This window comes from Microbulbifer sp. GL-2 (genome assembly GCF_007183175.1).
GTDB lineage: Bacteria > Pseudomonadota > Gammaproteobacteria > Pseudomonadales > Cellvibrionaceae > Microbulbifer.
Window position 1 is genome coordinate 117,183 of sequence record NZ_AP019807.1, and the last position, 17,276, is coordinate 134,458.

18 protein-coding genes and 1 pseudogene are annotated in these 17,276 nt (G+C 53.7%); 11 read left to right on the top strand and 8 right to left on the bottom strand.

What is annotated here, in order from left to right; translation table 11 throughout:
• Positions 1–79 precede the first annotated feature (79 nt).
• Positions 80–2,035: a S9 family peptidase gene (locus GL2_RS00530; RefSeq protein WP_172621013.1), complete on the top strand. Its 1,956-nt coding sequence runs from the start codon at positions 80–82 to the stop codon at positions 2,033–2,035.
• Between the two features lie 125 nt (positions 2,036–2,160).
• On the opposite strand, the gene GL2_RS00535 is transcribed toward GL2_RS00530, so the two are convergent.
• The 3 genes from GL2_RS00535 to GL2_RS00545 form a co-directional block, all read right to left on the bottom strand.
• Positions 2,161–2,538 carry a hypothetical protein gene (locus GL2_RS00535; RefSeq protein ID WP_143728800.1) on the bottom strand — a complete coding sequence of 126 codons (378 nt, stop codon included), beginning with the start codon at positions 2,536–2,538 and terminating at the stop codon, positions 2,161–2,163.
• Positions 2,539–2,544: 6 nt separating this feature from the next.
• Positions 2,545–3,096: a flavodoxin gene (locus GL2_RS00540; protein WP_143732739.1), complete on the bottom strand. Its 552-nt coding sequence runs from the start codon at positions 3,094–3,096 to the stop codon at positions 2,545–2,547.
• 215 nt (positions 3,097–3,311) lie between these two features.
• Positions 3,312–3,782 (bottom strand): Spy/CpxP family protein refolding chaperone, encoded by a 471-nt coding sequence (locus GL2_RS00545; protein ID WP_143728801.1) that lies wholly within the window; start codon positions 3,780–3,782, stop codon positions 3,312–3,314.
• A 165-nt stretch (positions 3,783–3,947) separates the two neighbouring features.
• Here GL2_RS00545 and GL2_RS00550 point away from each other — a divergent pair, with 165 nt between their 5' ends.
• The 3 genes from GL2_RS00550 to GL2_RS00560 all read left to right on the top strand — a co-directional run bounded on the left by GL2_RS00550 (position 3,948) and on the right by GL2_RS00560 (position 6,834).
• A complete protein-coding gene (locus GL2_RS00550) occupies positions 3,948–4,652 on the top strand; it encodes a response regulator transcription factor (RefSeq protein WP_143728802.1) in 705 nt (234 codons plus the stop codon).
• Positions 4,653–4,664: 12 nt separating this feature from the next.
• Positions 4,665–6,041 (top strand): ATP-binding protein, encoded by a 1,377-nt coding sequence (locus GL2_RS00555; RefSeq protein ID WP_143728803.1) that lies wholly within the window; start codon positions 4,665–4,667, stop codon positions 6,039–6,041.
• Between the two features lie 88 nt (positions 6,042–6,129).
• Positions 6,130–6,834, top strand: coding sequence for an SRPBCC family protein (locus GL2_RS00560; RefSeq protein WP_143728804.1), 705 nt, complete (start codon positions 6,130–6,132; stop codon positions 6,832–6,834).
• Positions 6,835–6,899: 65 nt separating this feature from the next.
• Here the strand turns inward: GL2_RS00560 and rluB are convergent, their stop codons facing one another.
• The 5 genes and pseudogenes from rluB to GL2_RS00585 form a co-directional block, all read right to left on the bottom strand.
• Positions 6,900–7,757 carry a 23S rRNA pseudouridine(2605) synthase RluB gene (gene rluB, locus GL2_RS00565; RefSeq protein WP_143728805.1) on the bottom strand — a complete coding sequence of 286 codons (858 nt, stop codon included), beginning with the start codon at positions 7,755–7,757 and terminating at the stop codon, positions 6,900–6,902.
• Entirely contained in the window at positions 7,754–8,962 is a 1,209-nt protein-coding gene (gene scpB / locus GL2_RS00570; protein WP_143728806.1) for an SMC-Scp complex subunit ScpB, read from the bottom strand. The genes rluB and scpB overlap by 4 nt, the downstream gene beginning before the upstream one ends.
• Before the next feature lie 241 nt (positions 8,963–9,203).
• Positions 9,204–10,061, bottom strand: a pseudogene (locus GL2_RS00575) (ScpA family protein); the annotation flags it as partial.
• Positions 10,062–10,141: 80 nt separating this feature from the next.
• Entirely contained in the window at positions 10,142–10,765 is a 624-nt protein-coding gene (locus tag GL2_RS00580) for an L-threonylcarbamoyladenylate synthase (protein WP_143728807.1), read from the bottom strand.
• 122 nt (positions 10,766–10,887) lie between these two features.
• Positions 10,888–11,925 carry a PHP domain-containing protein gene (locus GL2_RS00585; protein ID WP_232053719.1) on the bottom strand — a complete coding sequence of 346 codons (1,038 nt, stop codon included), beginning with the start codon at positions 11,923–11,925 and terminating at the stop codon, positions 10,888–10,890.
• A 134-nt stretch (positions 11,926–12,059) separates the two neighbouring features.
• Here GL2_RS00585 and GL2_RS00590 point away from each other — a divergent pair, with 134 nt between their 5' ends.
• The 7 genes from GL2_RS00590 to GL2_RS00620 all read left to right on the top strand — a co-directional run bounded on the left by GL2_RS00590 (position 12,060) and on the right by GL2_RS00620 (position 16,977).
• Entirely contained in the window at positions 12,060–12,785 is a 726-nt protein-coding gene (locus GL2_RS00590; RefSeq protein ID WP_143728808.1) for a VC0807 family protein, read from the top strand.
• A gap of 39 nt (positions 12,786–12,824) precedes the next feature.
• Positions 12,825–13,124, top strand: a complete 300-nt coding sequence (locus GL2_RS00595) for a YciI family protein (protein WP_143728809.1) — start codon at positions 12,825–12,827, stop codon at positions 13,122–13,124.
• Positions 13,125–13,155: 31 nt separating this feature from the next.
• Positions 13,156–13,836, top strand: a complete 681-nt coding sequence (locus GL2_RS00600; protein ID WP_232053720.1) for a TIGR04211 family SH3 domain-containing protein — start codon at positions 13,156–13,158, stop codon at positions 13,834–13,836.
• 140 nt (positions 13,837–13,976) lie between these two features.
• Positions 13,977–14,567 carry a peptidylprolyl isomerase gene (locus tag GL2_RS00605; RefSeq protein ID WP_143728810.1) on the top strand — a complete coding sequence of 197 codons (591 nt, stop codon included), beginning with the start codon at positions 13,977–13,979 and terminating at the stop codon, positions 14,565–14,567.
• A gap of 3 nt (positions 14,568–14,570) precedes the next feature.
• The gene (locus GL2_RS00610) at positions 14,571–15,329 is read left to right on the top strand and encodes a pyridoxine 5'-phosphate synthase (RefSeq protein ID WP_143728811.1); all 759 of its coding nucleotides are present in this window, start codon (positions 14,571–14,573) and stop codon (positions 15,327–15,329) included.
• A complete protein-coding gene (locus GL2_RS00615; RefSeq protein ID WP_143728812.1) occupies positions 15,329–16,198 on the top strand; it encodes a Rossmann-like and DUF2520 domain-containing protein in 870 nt (289 codons plus the stop codon). The genes GL2_RS00610 and GL2_RS00615 overlap by 1 nt, the downstream gene beginning before the upstream one ends.
• A complete protein-coding gene (locus GL2_RS00620) occupies positions 16,195–16,977 on the top strand; it encodes an RNA methyltransferase (RefSeq protein ID WP_143728813.1) in 783 nt (260 codons plus the stop codon). Before GL2_RS00615 ends, GL2_RS00620 begins: the two co-directional genes overlap by 4 nt.
• Positions 16,978–17,276: the final 299 nt, after the last annotated feature.

The following is a 17,276-nucleotide window of genomic DNA, read 5'->3' on the forward strand; positions in this document are numbered from 1 at the left end:
TTTGAAGGCCCGCCTTTACCATTTCTTTTAGCTCCCTTGTCACTCATAATTAAAAACCTCAATGACAAGGATTTTAATAATGCGTAGATTTCTATTTCTTCTTTTCCTCTGGCCAACCCTTTCAATATGCCAACAAGTCGACTTATCAGACTTGGTACGCCATGCAGATATTCAGGAAGTTAAAATCTCGCCCACAGGTACCCATTTAGCCGTAAAAAAATTACACAACGGTGAACGGGTGCTTATTTTCATGTCCATTAACCCCCTTCAGGTCACAGGTTCTTTACGTTTTAGCGGCAAGGAAGAGGTCGGTAATTTTTACTGGGCCAATAATGAGCGTATTGTGGCCGAAGTCGTATCGCGCAAGGCTGCGTTAGAGACACCTGTTTTTTACGGTTCGCTATTTGCAATTAACTATGATGGCTCTAAGGGCAAGAATATTTTTGGCCACCTGGCCGGCGAACGCCAAGTTGGGTCTCGCCTTAAAAAAGCAGAGACCACCTTTGCACACGCCACTCTCATTGATCCACTTATAGATAAAAAGAAAGAAATCTTAGTTTCCACACACCCCTGGGCAGATAATCAAGAATCTGTTGGCGAAGTATTGAGACTCAATATATACAACGGTGTTAAAAAGCGAATTTCCCGCCTTCCCCAGGCCTGGGGGCGTGCATATACAGATCAAAAAGGAAACTTGCTATTTGCCGATGGCATCGATGAACAAGGAGATAGTCAGCTGTATTCCAGGACAAAACAGGGATGGGAAAGAATAAACAACCCTCTACTGGATACTGCGACACCAATAGGTTTTGATCGCGCAGCGGGTGAGGCCTACCTAACCCTCAGTGAAGAAGCTCAAACTGAGAAGCTCATCAAGTTAAAACCCGGTACTGACAAGTATTCAGTTGTGTATCAACATGAAGTTTCTGATATCCATGGCGTAATTCGTACTCCTGGCAGCTACAAACCGGTCGGGATTTATTTGCACCCTGACTATCCAGTAGAGCACTTCTTTAGCGAAAGCGAGGGGTTTGCTGCTTTTTTCCGCGGACTCAAAAAAGCTTTTGAGGGGTACCATATTTCGTTTACCAGCTTTACCTCCGATGGGAGTCTTGGGGTGCTGAAAGTTCATGGCGACCGCCTGCCCAACGACTACTTTCTAGTGAATATGGAGTCCAAAAGAGTGGATTTTCTTATTTCATCTGCGAACTGGCTAAACCCTGAACAGCTCCAGCCTATGCTGGCCGATGACTTCAACACCGAAGATGGTCTAAAGATCGGGGTATATCTCACATTCCCACAAGGTTCCAATGAACACCAACCTATGGTAGTTCTACCCCACGGTGGACCTCACGCCCGCGATTATTGGGGGTATGACCAGGAAGCACAGATCCTCTCTCAAAATGGCTACCTGGTTCTCCAGGTAAACTTCCGTGGCTCTACAGGCTATGGAAGTCATTTTTATAGGGCAGGCAGACTCGAGTGGGGAGGAAAAATCCAAAAGGATATCGCCGATGCGGTTAACTGGGCAATAAATAAAGGCTATGCAGACCCAGAGAGAATTTGTATTTATGGTGCCAGCTTTGGTGGTTACTCCGCCCTGATGAATCCAATCAGGTATCCCGAACTCTACAAATGTGCCATTGGCTATGTGGGAGTATATGACTTGGAGATGATGTACAAGAAAGGAGACATAAAGCGTCGAGATAGAGGCCTCGCCTACCTAAAAAGGGAACTAAGTAAAGATAAGAACTTCCTTAGGGAAAACTCCCCAATCCACAATACCAATAAACTCAATCTCCCTTTGTTTATTGTGCATGGAGAAAAAGATGAGCGCGTACCTGTTGAACATGCTGAGGAGCTACTGGAGAAACTTGCAAAGGAGGGAAAACCAGCAAAGAGCCTAATTGTTGCTAACGAGGGCCATGGTTTTTATAGCGAGGAAAACAATATGAAACTCTATACTGAGATCCTGAGCTTTCTCGATCAGCATATCGGGGTCGGTGCCACAGAAAGACAACCTGGTGAAGGCTAGCTGCTGCTCACTTAATCAGCCACTATCAGGTGGAAAAACCTCCTGATAGTGGAGCTTCCTCTAGCCTAATAAAGACAAGATCTACAAAGCCTACGAACCATGCCGGAAGTAGACTTATCGATTCCCTAATGAAGGCGCCCGGAACTCCGCTGCTCCTCATCGGGTTTATCTGCAGCCTCTTCCAGCCCATGTGACAATACAAAATAAAAAATTACCTGCACCTGTCCATGAATTTCGGTAACCAAATCGAAATTAAATTCCCCTCTTTCCCCAGCACTGACTCGAACAGAGGATACATGAGCAGGCTCAACAAAGAACTCTGCTACAGGGCGCTTTCCTCGCATAACTTGGATAAGCAAGGTATGGGCATCCTCTTCAGCAAAGAGCCAATGGTAGTCATCATCATCGTAAACTACTGAGTCTGTACTACCTGCACGAAGGATACAGTTGGGGTGCTCGGCCAACCAAGCCCAGAACTCTTTAAAGGGGATTGCCTGCTGCATGCAATTCTAATCATCCAACTCGATGACGCTGTCAGCACCACCAGCAAGAGTAAACTCGTCAGCAATTTGCTTGCACCAGAGGTTAAGACGCTCGGCGGTCAACTCTTCCTGCTGGTCTTCATCGATAGCGAGGCCCATAAACTTGCCCTCGCCCTCAATTTCCGCCTTGGAGGCCTCAAATTCATAGCCTTCAGTGGACCACAAACCGATAATTGTTGCCCCCCGCCCGACAATCACATCGTGCAACATGCCCATGGCATCGAGAAAATAATCACCGTAACCGAATTGATCACCCAGGCCGAACAGCGCAACCGTCCTGCCGCTGAAGTCAATTTCCTGTACATCCTCCCAGAATTCCTCCCAGTCGGACTGGATCTGACCGAAGTCCCAGGTGGGAATACCGAAAATCAGTTGTTCGTAGTTGGCGATATCCAGCTGAGTGACATCGGCAATATCAAACAGATTGACACTATCCTCCCCCAGACGGGCGCGAATGCGCAGGGCTATGGATTCGGTGTTGCCTTCGTCACTGCCATAAAACAAGCCGATTTTGCTCACAGTCATTCCTCTCCGCCCTTACCGGGCCACACTAGATACCTATTTGCGGGGCGGCGTATTCTCCCAGCAATGGATGGATGCAGCAAGCTGACCTGGAGAAGTTGGGGGGAAGGACAGAAAAAAGCCCCCGATGAAGGGGGCAAGGGGTTATGAACCTACCGGGCCTCTGGGGAAGGGTGCACCCGGCGGATCGCACAAGCTGCCAATAGCTGAGGTCAGGACTCTGAAGATCTGCGCTCAAGGCGGTCTTTACGCCACTTCATACGATGTTCTTTACGTTCAGCCTTCAGTTCTTCAAACTTGGCTTTCTGCTCTTCGGTGAGAATCGCCTCAAATTGCTGGCGCATCTGATAGTGATTTTGCATCTGTTGAACCTTCAGTTTGCCCAGTTCAGCGCCAAGTTGATCCACTGTAGCTTGATCAGCACCGGACTCAATGGCAGCGTGGATCCGCTTGCGCAGTTCGTTCGTCTGTTCACGCTGGGCCTTTCTCGCCTCTCGGGTGCCATCTCGGTTGGCTTTTAACTGGGCCTTCTGCCCTTCGGTCAACTGCAACTCACGGGCTATATGCTCAAAACCGCGCTTGTGGTGCCCCTCGCCTCCACCGTAGGCCATTGTTGCAGCAGGGAAGGCCAAAACACCCGCCAAGGCCAAACTACTTACCGCCAGCTTCCAGTTCTTCATCATTTCGTCCTCTCGTTTGTATTCAATGACTTCATAGTAAGTGTGGCCTGTGTAAACAGGGGCAAACCGCAGTAAACAATTGTTAAGAACGGTAAAAAGCCCATGAAGACGAGATAACTAGCGCCAGTGCTTTGCATATAATGGCCCCACAGCTACTGAGAGAACGCCATGAGCCGAATCCTTCTGATCGACGACGACACAGAACTGACCGACCTGCTGAGGGAGTTCCTCACCGGCGAGGGGTTTGAAGTAACTGCGGCCAACGATGGTGGCCGCGGGCTGGAGCTGGCGCAGAGCCAAAATTTTGATGCCCTGGTGCTGGATGTGATGCTGCCGGTACACAATGGTTTTGATGTTCTGCGCAAACTGCGTGAGGAGGCATCCCCCACAAGCCGCTCCCTTCCCGTCATCATGCTCACTGCAAAGGGCGATACCGTGGACCGGATTGTGGGCCTGGAGATGGGGGCCGACGACTACTTGCCCAAACCCTGCAATCCGCGCGAGCTTGCAGCACGCCTGCGAGCGATACTGCGCCGCGGCCGGGTCGAGGCAGAGGAAAGTGACGATAGCCTCAACAGTGGGCAACTGCGCCTTCTGCCAGCTGAGCACCAAGCCTATTGGGCAGATCAGGCCCTATCCCTCACTGGGGCCGAGTTTTCTGTTCTTAAAGTACTGGTACAACAGGCCGGAGATGTTGTGGCTAAAGAGATCCTGACTGAGAGTGCACTGGGGCGCAAATTAATGCCCTATGACCGCTCAATCGACGTACACGTCAGCAATATCCGCAAGAAGCTTGCCGATAAGGGGGCCAGTCGCGACCTGATTATCAATATCCGTGGCGCCGGTTACATGCTCACCCAGGGCAAGCAATAGGTAATATCTGAAATGCGCAGCCTCTTCTGGAAAATGTTTTTTGGCGCATGGATCACCGCCATGGTTATGGTGGTCGCCGCCATTTACATTACCCACTTTGGCGAGTTCGGCGACCCCCGTCAGGAGGAGCGCTGGGAGGGACCTGCACTGTTCCGCGAAGTGATGCGCAATATGCGTATTGCCCGCCGCCACGGCCCCGAGCAGTTCCAGCACTGGCTGGAACGGGCTCCGAAAAAGGTAAAGCGGAGAGTCTACGCAGTGGACCACCTGGGCAATGACCTGCTGGGTCGCCCTGTCCCCGCCGGTATGGAACCACTGATCAACAGCCTGGATTACCGCAATCGCGAAGCGCACATGCTGGTGGACAACAAACCCACGGTGGGCTTCTTCCTCCCACTGCGGACCGGCGACCCGCTGCGTATAGCCCTGGTCGCCGGGGACAGCAAGGAGGGGCTTCTGCTGCGCTTTCTGTGGCGCAACTTCTGGCCCATGCTGTTGCTTTCCATGGTCGCCTCCGGAATCGCCTGTTACTGGCTAGCCAGTTACCTGAGTCGCCCCCTGGAACAGTTGCGGGCTGCCACCAAGCGGGTCGCCGCCGGTGAGCTGGACTATCGCGTAGCCCCGAGTTTACGTACCCGCAATGATGAACTGACCGACCTGTCACTGGATTTTGACTCCATGACCGCCCAGCTACAGGGGTCCATGTCTGAACAGCGCCGCCTGATCAAGGATGTTTCCCATGAGCTGCGTTCGCCACTGGCGCGGCTCCAGGTGGCTCTGGCCATCGCTCGCCAAAAGCAGGTGGCGGGACTCGATACTGAGCTCGACAAGATTGGCAAAGCTGCAGATTACCTGGAAGATATTATTGCCGATGTACTATCCCTGCCGATCAGCAGCCAGGAGCAACGGCCATTAGATGATGTTGTCGAGCTGAATAGCCTGCTCTCAGCACTAATGGATGACCTGCACAGTGAAGCAGAGGAGAAAGACCTGAGCTTCGACGTGAGCACTAATGGCGAAGAATTGCTGATCGCCACACGCGGCAGTTCCCTCACCGCAGCACTGGAGAACATTCTACGCAATGCCATCAAATACAGCCCCTCGGGTGGGCTTGTACGGGTACTGGTCAGGGAAACCGGGAACGCGTGCTGTATCTCCGTAATCGACTCAGGTTCTGGAGTGGATGAGGATGAACTTGAAGCTATATTCCGCCCCTTCTACCGTACGGACAGCGCCCGCACCCGGGAGAGTGGTGGCTTTGGTCTGGGACTGGCTATCGCCCAGCGCACCTTATTGCACCATGGAGGCAGTATCACCGCGCGCAATAGTGCCGGTGCCGGCCTGTGTATCGAGATTCGGCTGCCACTTCTGCATATCACTGACGATTAAGCGGCGCTGAAACTGCTATAACCAGTCTATCGCCAGCAATCCGCTGGCGCTCGCCGCTGTGCGTCCGCCAATAGCCAAGGAACCCGCTATGCGCTGGATCATCTACATCCTGGTCTTCCTGGTACTGTTACTGCTCGCCGGGTATCTGTTCCCACGCGAAGTGATCCTCGAACGTAGCGTTTATATCGGCAAGCCCCCCCAAGTCGTCTTTCCCTACGTTAACAATTTTCGCAAATTCAACAGCTGGTCCCCTTGGCGGAATATCGACCCATCGATGCAATACGATTACAGTGGACCCGAAGAGGGCGTGGGCGCCGAAATGAGCTGGCGCGGCGAGAACTCCAAGGAGGGCGCCGGCAGCCAAACTATCATCGCCAGCACGCCGAACTCCATGGTCCGCACCAAACTGGCATTTGGCGATGGCAGTACAGCGGAGGCCGAGTTCAAGCTGCAAGCAGAGGGTGATGGCACCCGGGTTACCTGGGGCTTTAACAGCGATACTGGCGGTGGCCCCAGGGAGCGCTGGATGGGCCTGGCTGTGAAAAAAATGGTAGGTGAATCCTATGAACAGGGGCTAACCAAACTCAAGAATTTGCTGGAGTCGAGTGACGGTACAGTTGAGAGTGATACACCTGCCAGCAGTAGCCCGGAAAGCGGTGACAGCACAGATTCCGTCTCGGATATTCCCTCGGATGTGGATGATGCCATGGGAGGTGGCCCCCAGGGCATACAGTCGGAAATGCAAAACCAGCAGCAGGAAGAGGCTGGGGAAACCCCGGAAAATGAACATTAATTTCTACCAATTTACTGTCACTCAATAAAAAAGCCCGCTAATCGCGGGCTTTTTCTCGATACAGTTCAGGTCTTGGGGCGGCGCTGCGCCGGTACCGGCGACTTGCGCAACTTGCGGCGCTGGCGCTCCAGAGTCTGCTTCTCCCCCTGGGTCAGTGGGCGCTGGCCAAGCTTGGGTAGGCCGGCGGTAACACACAGGTCATCAATTTCACGGGGCTCCATCTCAATCCACTGGCCGACACGCACATGGGAGGGGATAAATACACTGCCGTAGCGCACACGCTTGAGGCGACTCACACGCACTCCCTGGGACTCCCACAGGCGTCGTACTTCACGGTTGCGCCCTTCCATAACGACACAGTAGAACCAGCGGTTCCTGCCCTCGCCACCACTCTCGACAATATCGGTAAAGCGCGCATTGCCGTCGTCCAGTAGCACCCCCTTGACCAACCGCCTTTTCATCTCATCATCCACTTCGCCCTGAATTCGCACCAGGTACTCGCGATCAATCACCGATGAAGGGTGCATCAGCTTGTTGGCCAGTTCACCACTATTGGTAAACAGCAGCAGACCACTGGTATTGAAGTCCAGGCGCCCCACAGAGATCCAGCGCCCTGTTTTCAGCCTCGGCAGGCGATCATAAACAGTTGGGCGTCCTTCGGGGTCGTGGCGCGAACAAATTTCGCCAACCGGCTTGTTGTACAGTATGACCCGGCAGCGATTCTCCTCTGTCGAGGGCAAGCGTCGGCCATCAAATTCGATATGATCATGATCGGTAACCCGCTCGCCGAGCTCCGCTACTTTTCCATTTATCGTCACGCGGCCGGCATCAATCGCCCGCTCCATCTCACGCCGCGACCCCAGGCCGCTACGCGCCAATACTTTCTGCAATTTTTCGCCTGCTGGCGAGTTGCCATCACTCATGGGGTGGTGTTTTCCACTTGCACTACATCTTGGGAATCTTCATCGACTCCAGCATTTCCTTTGGCCTGCTCTTCTCTTCCAGGCTCACTCGCTGTGTCGTTATCGCCAAACAGACTGCTCGGCGGCAGTGTTGCCGCTATCGGGGCTGTGCTTTGCGCTCCCGCCTCAATCAGCTGTTCAGTTTTGCTCTTTTCTTCTCGCAGGTCTGTCTCAGTATCACGCGTATCAACGGTATCCTCATCCTCTGATTCCGTTTCTGACTGCTCCCGCTCAACTTTCATCGTCACCAGTTGCACCGCGGCCTGCACAGTACCATCCTGGCCTCCAACCTCTATCTCTTCATCAATTTCATCCCGCTCTACCGGAGACAACGGCTCAACTATTTCGGCTGGAATATCCGCTTCTGCGACAATTTCCTCGACCAGCGCTTCAACCAGAGCATCTTCAGCGGCATCTTCCTCCTCGTCGCCAATGTCACCGACCATCTCATCAGCCAATGTCTCTTCTGCAGCCTCGTCAGACTCAAAGGATTCCTCTTGCACCCCTGCATCTTCCACCCCGATAGAAACGGCGCCGGCACTTTCCTGGCCTTCATCGACTTCGCCACCAATCCCTTCAGCTGCTATTTCCTCCGGCGACAGTCCCTCAGATTCAAGAATCTTAGTCAGGCTTTCTATATCCCGGATCTCAGCCAGGGTTGGAAGATCGTCCAGGGAACCCAGGTTAAAATAATCGAGAAACTCCCTTGTAGTCGCATACAGCGACGGTTTTCCTGGCACATCGCGCTGGCCAACCACCTTGATCCAACCGCGCTCAAGTAGTGTTTTGACAATCTGCGAACTCACCGCAACACCGCGAATATCTTCAATATCACCGCGGGTCACCGGCTGGCGATAGGCGATAATTGCCAGGGTTTCCAAAGTCGCACGAGAATACCTCTGCGCCTTTTCCTCCCACAGGCGATTAACCCAGGGGGCCAGGCCCTCAGGAACCTGGAAGCGCCACCCTGTAGCTACCTTTTTCAATTCAAATCCACGCCCAGCACAATCCTGCGCTATCTCCTCGAGAACATCTCTCAGGGTGGTTTTGGAGGGCTGCTCCTCATCATCGAGCAGCGATAACAATTTTTCCTCACTCAGAGGCTGTCCTGCCGCCAGTAGGGCACCCTCTACAATTCTGCGTAGTAATTCCGGAGCGATTGTCATCTTCTAATTTCTAACTCTGGTACTTTCACGGAAATTTTTCCGGCGCGTTTTACTTTTACGCACCCGGTAACTCTTCTTTTGGTATTTCAGCTATCTCTGCTGTGGGCATTTCATCTTCAACAGTGAGTATTTCACCACCATCAAACCCGACATTTTTGCTAGCGCCTTCTGTACTGTAATCAACACCCTCGGAGTGTTCACCAGGGCCATCGTCACTGTCAAAATCACTTCTGCCTGCAGTTCGTACATGAATAGGGCCGAAGGCCTCATTCTGGACCAGTTCCACCAGGGACTCTTTCACCAGCTCCATCACTGCAAGGAAAGTAACCACCACACCAAGCCTGCCTTCCTCTACCGTGAACAGACTGACAAAGGGCACAAACTGACCGTGGCGAATTCGATCCAGCACCTGGGTCATGCGCTCACGGGTAGAAAGCTTCTCCCTCTCGACCTGGTGGCTCTCAAACATATCTGCGCGACGCAATACATCCGCCAGGGCGACAAGTACTTCCTTGAGGTCCACATCTGGATCGGGACGGGTAATACTTCGGTCTGGGCCATCGGCACTGGCTTGGTGAATATCACGCCCCATACGCGGAATCTCATCGAGATCCTCCGCCGCATTCTTGAAGCGCTCATACTCCTGCAAACGGCGAATAAGCGCGGCGCGGGGGTCTTCGGCCTCTTCTTCCTCAGCCGCCGGAGGTCGCGGCAGCAGCATTCTCGACTTGATCTCTGCAAGCATGGCTGCCATCACCAGATACTCGGCCGCCAGCTCGAATTGTATCGATGTCATCATCTCCACATAGACCATATATTGGCGGGTGATGTCTGACACATTGATTTCGAGAATATCCAAATTCTGGCGGCGAATCAGGTATAGAAGCAGGTCCAGGGGACCTTCGAAGGCCTCCAGGATTACTTCCAGAGCATCTGGTGGAATAAACAGGTCTGGCGGAAGATCGGTAAAAGCCTCCCCTAAAACCAGCGCTAAGGGTGTATCTTCCGCGTGTCCGGCCTGGGTGGGCGAAGCTTCCGAGGGAACTTCGGCGGTATCACTATCACTCGCCGAAACTTCGGCAAGCACCTGCTCCTCCACCTCGGCTAGTAATTCTTCACTGGACACCCTGCCCCACCCTCAAAAGCGCAAACGCGCGATTATACACAGCGCAGCGTAAATCAGCCCAAAATTTCGTCTGTCGCTCCGCAGCCCTGGCGGATAAGTTCAGGCTCGTCACCAGTGAGATCTATCACAGTGGTAGGCTCCATACCGCAGAAGCCCCCATCAATCACCAGCTCCACCTGGTGCTCAAGGGTGTCACGGATATCGTAGGGATCGGTAAGGGGCTGCATATCGCCGGGCATAATCAGGCTGCAGCTCATCAAAGGCTCACCCACAGCTTCAATCAGTGCCAGAGTCACCGCATTGTCAGGAACCCGAATGCCGATGGTCTTGCGCTTTGGGTGAATCAAACGCCGTGGTACCTCAGCAGTGGCCGGCATAATAAATGTATAAGACCCCGGCGTGTGGTTCTTGAGAAGACGGAACATCTGGTTATCCACCTTGGCATAGGTGGCCAACTCAGACAGGTCCCGGCACATCAGGGTGAAGTTATGATGTTTATCCAGTTGCCGCAGTGCGCGAATTCGCTCCACTGCCATTTTTTCCCCCAGGCGACAGCCAATGGCATAGGCGGAATCGGTAGGATAAGCGATTACCCCTCCGGCATTCACAATGTCCGCTGCCTGAGCAATCAGACGCCCTTGAGGATTATCCGGATGAATCTGAAAAAACTGCGCCACAAAAGCCCCCAAGCCTTTATTGATTTGAAACCTCTTTGCGGACGATGGCTGGTCCGCGGGGATCTCGGCTCGACAATATTTCCAGCCTCTCACCCTGGATAAGGATGCTCGATTAGGCTCTATTAAGTATGACTGGACCGATCCCGGTGCAGAGTGTGCCACAGATTCCACACCGGCTCGACGTCTTCCGGTAGGCGCACACAGCCCAACTCCCGCCAAGACTGGTCCGGCTGGTGAAAATCGCTACCCAGAGAGCAACGCAACTGCGAGCCACCGGATTCTGCTGCGACTGTGGACATCAATGTGCGCAATTCCCTGGTTTGGGTCGGGTTCTGGCGACCACACAATAACTCTACCGCGTCGCCATCACTGGCTGAAAACTCCTTGAGCAGGCGAAGCAGCTGGGTGCGGGTGAGCCCGTATTTGAGCGGATGTGCCAGCACAGCGCTGCCGCCAGCTGCATGTATGGTCTCAACAGTTTCCGCTAATTGCGGCCACGCTACTCGCACATCTCCAACTTTACCTGCCCCCAGATAACGTTTGAAAGCCCGTGCAGTGTCCTCCACATGTCCCGCCTCGACCAGCCAGCGGGCAAAATGCGGGCGCCCCAGTACAGACTCTCCGGCAATAGCACGCCCTCCCTCCAAAGCCCCCTCGAATCCCCGCTTGTGCAGGCGCTCAGCAATACGCTCTGCGCGCTCATGGCGGAGCTTTTCACGCAAAGCGATGGCATCACACAGCCTCTCCGATGCTGGATCGACATTGAGACCCACAATATGAATTGGGCGTCGCCCCCAAAGACAGGAGAATTCAATACCCGGCAACACTATGATGCCCATCTGGTCACCGGTATCCTGTGCCTGACTCACACCGTCGACGGTATCGTGGTCTGTGAGTGCCATCAGTGTCACACCCTGGGATTTCGCCCTCGACACCAGCTGTGCAGGACTTAAAATACCGTCGGAAGCGGTACTGTGACAGTGCAGATCGACAAGGTCTGTATTCAGTTCAGCTGGCAGGGTTCTCAACAGCGGGTTCTCACTCGGTTTGGTGCTCAGTTTAGCGATGGGAATAGTCGTAGTATCCATTATTTTGGAACAATTACCCGGCAATGCTGTCACAGCGGCACCCGGCGTTTTCAGGGATAAGGCCCGGACCATCGGTCAGTCTTTGCGACCACGAGGGGCCGGAGTCTGACAGCAGTATTGTCAGTGGGAAAGAGTTCTGTAGCAGAGGATCATAGAAATATGCCCTCAGTTTTGACTTCCCACGGGCATTATCACCGGAATAGAGTATGACCGAAACGAATTCGACCACGCCAGCGCCGCAGCAAAAGCCCAAGAAGAAGGAGAGCCTCCTCGGCAACCTGCTGCTCAATATCGTGATCCCCACACTGGTTCTGACCAAGCTGTCCGGCGACGAGTGGCTGGGCACTAAGTGGGCCCTGGTGGTCGCACTGGCATTCCCCCTCGGTTACGGACTTCGCGACCTGATCCGCTCAGGCAAAGTCAATTTTTTCTCTGCCTTGGGTATTATCAGCATTCTGCTTACCGGTGGTATCAGCCTGTTGGAGTTGGACCCGGAATATATTGCCATCAAGGAAGCCGCCATCCCAGGACTTCTGGGGATAGCGACCGTTGCCTCCCTGTACACCCGCTGGCCACTGGTGAAAACACTGCTTTACAACGACCAGATCCTGGATACCTCCAAAATTTCCAGAAGCTTGGCGAGTAATGGCAATCAGGGTGCCTTCGAGCGCACCCTGCAACAGGCATCCTGGATGATTGCCGGGTCATTCTTCCTTTCCTCAGTGCTTAATTACGTGCTCGCAAAAGTGATTATGCAGAGTCCTCCCGGCACCGAGGCCTTCAACGAAGAGCTGGGTAAAATGACCGCTCTCAGTTACCCGGTAATCGCACTGCCTGCAACCATCATTTTAATGCTGGTTCTCTTTTTTCTGTTTTCCCGTATCGGCAAACTTACCGGGCTGAAACTGGAAGAAGTAATGATCGCCCAATAACAATATCTTTCTATCAAACCAACAAGAGCAAGATTCACAATGTGGTACGCAATCATCAGTGAAGATGTTAGCGATAGTCTCCCTTTGCGCAAAAAAGCCCGCGCTGATCACCTGGCCAGGCTCGACCGCCTAAAGGATGAGGGCCGCCTCCTGGTGGCCGGCCCGCACCCGGCAGTGGACAGTGAGGAGCCCGGCGAAGCTGGTTTCAGCGGCAGCCTGGTAGTTGCAGAATTCTCATCCCTGGAGGATGCAAAGGCCTGGGCCGACAACGACCCCTATATCGAAGCCGGTGTCTACGCATCAGTGACTGTCAAACCCTTTAAATTAGTGCTGCCCTGATAACAACACAAAAAATAAAAGCTGTATGACCATGAAAAAATTCATTTCGGGCCTACTCGCTGTGGCATTGCTCAATGTGGTGCCGACCTCAGCAAGTGCAGAGACTCGCTATATCACCGACCAGTTACATGTGCCCATGCGCTCCGGCAAAGGCAATGGATTCCGTATCCTGCACCGGGGCCTGCCCAGCGGCACAGAGCTTACTGTGCTGGAGGATGCCGCGTCAGATGGATGGGCAAAAGTACGCACTCCTAATGGCACTGAGGGCTGGGTCAGGCGCCAGTATTTGGTATCTGAGCCGGTAGCAAAACTCAAGTTGGCCAGTGCCGAAGCCAACCTGGCCCGCTTTGAGAAAATGGAGGGTAATCTGGGTGGTGAAGTACGCCGCCTGGAAGAGGAGAATGGCCAGTTGAGCAATTCTCTGAGTGCTGCCCAGCAACAGGCACAAGAACTTGCCGCAGAATTGAAGTCACTCAAGACCCTGTCTGCAGACGCCCTATCCCTGAACGAGCGCCACCAGAAACTCCTGCACCAGCACGAATTGCTCAAGCAGGAAAAGACGATGGCAGAAGCAGAGATCCAACGACTGTCCGGCAGTGAATCCCAGAAATGGTATTTTTATGGTGCCCTGTCTGTGCTGCTGGGAGCCTTACTCGCAATGGCAGCTCCCCATCTTCGCCCTCGTAAACGCCACTCCGAGTGGGCCAACTGACCTTCACTCCCAAGCACAGAAATCGCATACTATAAAGACACGGGGCTGCGGCATTCGCCGCCCCCTGGACACCCATATCCGATTATGGAACGGGCAGCCGTTGAGCCTGACTCTCAAAATAAATCCAAAGGACAAGGACGATGCGTAAACTTTTTGTATGGATTTTCTGTGTACTCTTTGCGTTGCCCGCACTGGCCAAAAATCCACAGGTAGAGTTGAAGACTGATTTGGGCGTAATCCGCATTGAATTATTCGCCAAAGAAGCTCCGACCACTGTGAAAAATTTCCTCACTTATACTGAAAATGGGTTTTACAACGGCATTATTTTCCACCGGGTAGTGCCCGGCTTTGTAGTGCAGGCTGGCGGCTTCACCTTTGATTTCCAGAAGAAGGAAACCCGCGACGCCATCGTCAATGAATCCGCGAATGGCCTGCAAAATCTGCGCGGCACCCTGTCGATGGCGAGGACCAACGACCCCGACAGTGCAACCTCACAGTTTTTTATAAACTTAGTGGATAACACTAGGCTGGACGCCAAAGAAAACAAAGCGGGCTACGCAGTTTTTGGCAAAGTCATCAAAGGTATGGATGTAGTGGAAAAAATTGTGCAGGAACCCCGAGGCCTCTACCGACAGCACCCAAGCGCACCTAATGTGCCGATCCGCATCCTCGACGCAAAAAGAATCGATGTCGGTGACAAAACTGTCGCCAACAACACCAAGGGAGAATAAGCAGTGATAGCTCTCAGCGTAAACCTCAATAAAATTGCCCTGATCCGCAACTCCCGCGAGGGTAATTTCCCCGATGTCGAGGCCCACGGCAGAGTCTGTCTCGACGCCGGAGCCCAGGGCATCACCGTACACCCGCGCCCAGACCAACGCCATATCCGCCCAGGCGATGTACGCGCGCTGGCCGCTCTGTGCCGGGAGAGGCAAGACGTGGAGTTCAACATTGAGGGCAATCCCTTCGCCGCACATATGGGGGACTATCCCGGTCTGGTAGAGCTGGCCCTGGAGAACCAGCCCGATCAGTGCACCCTGGTTCCCGATAGCAATGACCAGCTGACTTCAGACCACGGTTTCAACCTTAAACTCGATGGCCCACGCTTGGTCCCGCAGATCGTAAAATTAAAGAACGCTGGAATCCGCGTGAGCTTGTTTATGGAACCCGACCTGGAGCAGATCAGCCTGGCCAAGGATATTGGTGCCGACCGCATTGAATTGTATACCGGCCCCTACGCAGAAGCTGCCGCCAAACAGAACCCGGAGGTGGACAGTATTTTTGCCACCCACTGCGCCGCCGCCGAGCACGCACTTCAGCTGGGACTGGGCATCAATGCGGGTCACGATCTCAACCTGGTTAATCTGCCCCGCTACCGCACCCTGCCCGGGTTACAGGAAGTCTCTATCGGCCATGCCCTGACTGTAGACGCCATCGGCATGGGGCTTGAAAATGCGGTAAAAGCCTATCTCGATTGCCTCGCCGGGAACTAATGCAGACACTCAATATTATTGGTGCAGGCCGCCTGGGGAAAACCCTTGGGCGCCTGTGGCAACAAGAGAATCTATTCCGGGTTCAGTCCATCTACAACCGCAGCTATGATAGCGCGCTCGCAGCGGTTGAATTTATCGGCGCAGGCCAGGCCTCCGACACGATTGAATCCATGGCCGCGGCCGATTACTGGCTGATCTCCTGCAGCGATGGCGAGATCGCCATGATTGCCGAGCGGCTCGCTGACAAGCTCAGCGAACGGGAGGGAGTTATCGCATTCCATTGCAGCGGCGCACTCAGCTCAGAGGTTCTCGAAGTTCTACGTCCAGCCTCTATTGCCAGCGCTCACCCGGTGCACAGTTTCGCCGAACCCCTTCGCTCCCTGGACTCCCTTGCCGGCAGTAGTGTCGCGCTGGAGGGGGACAATCTCGCTGTCAGCGCGCTGGAAAATGCCTTCACTGCGATTGGCTGTGAAATCTTAACTATTGAGGCCCGACATAAATCTCTCTACCACGCGGGCTCGGTAATTGCCTGCAATTACCTGACCGCATTAGTCGACCTCAGCCTGCGCAGTTTTGCCGCAGCGGGTATTGAACGGGACAACGCCCTTAAGCTCCTCCAACCCATCGTGCTGCAAACTGCGCAAAACAATATGACTCTGGGCCCTGAGAGATCCCTAACAGGCCCTATTGCGCGGGGGGATCTGGAAACTGTCGCCACCCAGGTGGAGAGCCTGGCCTCTGTGGACCCGGAACTAGCATTTCACTATCGCCAACTGGGACTCGCCTGTGTAGAGTTGGCGCGGCGCGGCCAGCTGTCAGATGAGAGCGCGGCCAGTTTGATTGAATTATTGAGTGAGCCAATGCGGTGAAAGACTCCTCTGAGTACCTAAAAAAAAGAGCATTCTACGACAGTCTTCTGACCATTTACGGTCGCAAACCGGTGCTTGAGGCTCTGGAAGATCCCAGCCTGCCGGTGCACAAATTACACTTGGCCAACAGCAACCGGCGCGACCAGTTGATCAGCCGTATGGAGATGCTGGCTGCAGAGCGTGAGGTTGAAATTGCCCACTGGGACCGCAAAGGGCTCTCACGAATCTCTAAAAACTCTCGTCAGGATCAAGGGGTGGCCCTTGACCTGGCCCTACCGCACTATGGGACCTGCGAAGCTTTTCTACGCCAACAACAGGGGGACAATGAAAAAAAGCCCTATGAGTTGTTGGCACTGGACGGCATAACCAATCCGCAGAATCTGGGTATGATTATCCGCTCAGCCTGTGCTGGAGGTATGGACGGCATAATCCTGCCGCGCAAGGGCTGCGCACAGGTCGACCCGCTGGTAATCAAGGCCAGCACTGGCACCCTGTTTAAAACCCGCATCCTGCGCTGTGAGACCCTCGCGGATGCCCTGGAAGATTTCCGCAAGGCGGGAGCCCGCGTCTGTGGCCTCTCCTCCCATGCACCCATGACCCTGGCAGAGGTTACTGGGGAAGCATCCACTATTTTTGTCCTCGGCAATGAGACTCATGGTGTCAGCGATGCCGTTTCCAGGCAATGCAGCGAGCTGCTGCGTATCCCAATGCACAATCACGTAGAGAGCTTGAATGTGGCGGTCACCGCTGCCCTGATCAGCTTCCGCCGTCAACTCTGAGGGGCAAGGGCGCCCCTAACCCTCCTGCACCCCACCATAAGCGGCAAATTACACACTTCTCCACAACAGCAGAGATCATCTTATCCACCGGATAATGCTACTCACAGTTTCTGTGGATATCTCTGTGACTAACTACAAAGCACTACGCGCAAAGGCCCATGGCTGCGTCATTATGACAATCTGAAGAAAAAATAACCAAAGCCGGAAACATTCAAAAAATCAATGGGTTATAAGGGAAAGCGAATCTTGTTTGAAAAGTACCCGGAGTAAATGACCGGAATAGAAGGAGTAGACACCGC

What these genes read in the sequence shown, in the direction of transcription:
- GL2_RS00615 (WP_143728812.1), top strand. Translation starts at nt 15,329, where the DNA reads ATGCAGACACTCAATATTATTGGTGCAGGCCGCCTGGGGAAAACCCTT.
- GL2_RS00560 (WP_143728804.1), top strand. Translation starts at nt 6,130, where the DNA reads ATGCGCTGGATCATCTACATCCTGGTCTTCCTGGTACTGTTACTGCTC.
- GL2_RS00530 (WP_172621013.1), top strand. Translation starts at nt 80, where the DNA reads ATGCGTAGATTTCTATTTCTTCTTTTCCTCTGGCCAACCCTTTCAATA.
- GL2_RS00600 (WP_232053720.1), top strand. Translation starts at nt 13,156, where the DNA reads ATGAAAAAATTCATTTCGGGCCTACTCGCTGTGGCATTGCTCAATGTG.
- GL2_RS00550 (WP_143728802.1), top strand. Translation starts at nt 3,948, where the DNA reads ATGAGCCGAATCCTTCTGATCGACGACGACACAGAACTGACCGACCTG.
- GL2_RS00545 (WP_143728801.1), bottom strand. Translation starts at nt 3,782, where the DNA reads ATGATGAAGAACTGGAAGCTGGCGGTAAGTAGTTTGGCCTTGGCGGGT.
- GL2_RS00585 (WP_232053719.1), bottom strand. Translation starts at nt 11,925, where the DNA reads ATGGTCCGGGCCTTATCCCTGAAAACGCCGGGTGCCGCTGTGACAGCA.
- GL2_RS00605 (WP_143728810.1), top strand. Translation starts at nt 13,977, where the DNA reads ATGCGTAAACTTTTTGTATGGATTTTCTGTGTACTCTTTGCGTTGCCC.
- GL2_RS00595 (WP_143728809.1), top strand. Translation starts at nt 12,825, where the DNA reads ATGTGGTACGCAATCATCAGTGAAGATGTTAGCGATAGTCTCCCTTTG.
- GL2_RS00535 (WP_143728800.1), bottom strand. Translation starts at nt 2,538, where the DNA reads ATGCAGCAGGCAATCCCCTTTAAAGAGTTCTGGGCTTGGTTGGCCGAG.
- GL2_RS00555 (WP_143728803.1), top strand. Translation starts at nt 4,665, where the DNA reads ATGCGCAGCCTCTTCTGGAAAATGTTTTTTGGCGCATGGATCACCGCC.
- rluB (WP_143728805.1), bottom strand. Translation starts at nt 7,757, where the DNA reads ATGAGTGATGGCAACTCGCCAGCAGGCGAAAAATTGCAGAAAGTATTG.
- scpB (WP_143728806.1), bottom strand. Translation starts at nt 8,962, where the DNA reads ATGACAATCGCTCCGGAATTACTACGCAGAATTGTAGAGGGTGCCCTA.
- GL2_RS00590 (WP_143728808.1), top strand. Translation starts at nt 12,060, where the DNA reads ATGACCGAAACGAATTCGACCACGCCAGCGCCGCAGCAAAAGCCCAAG.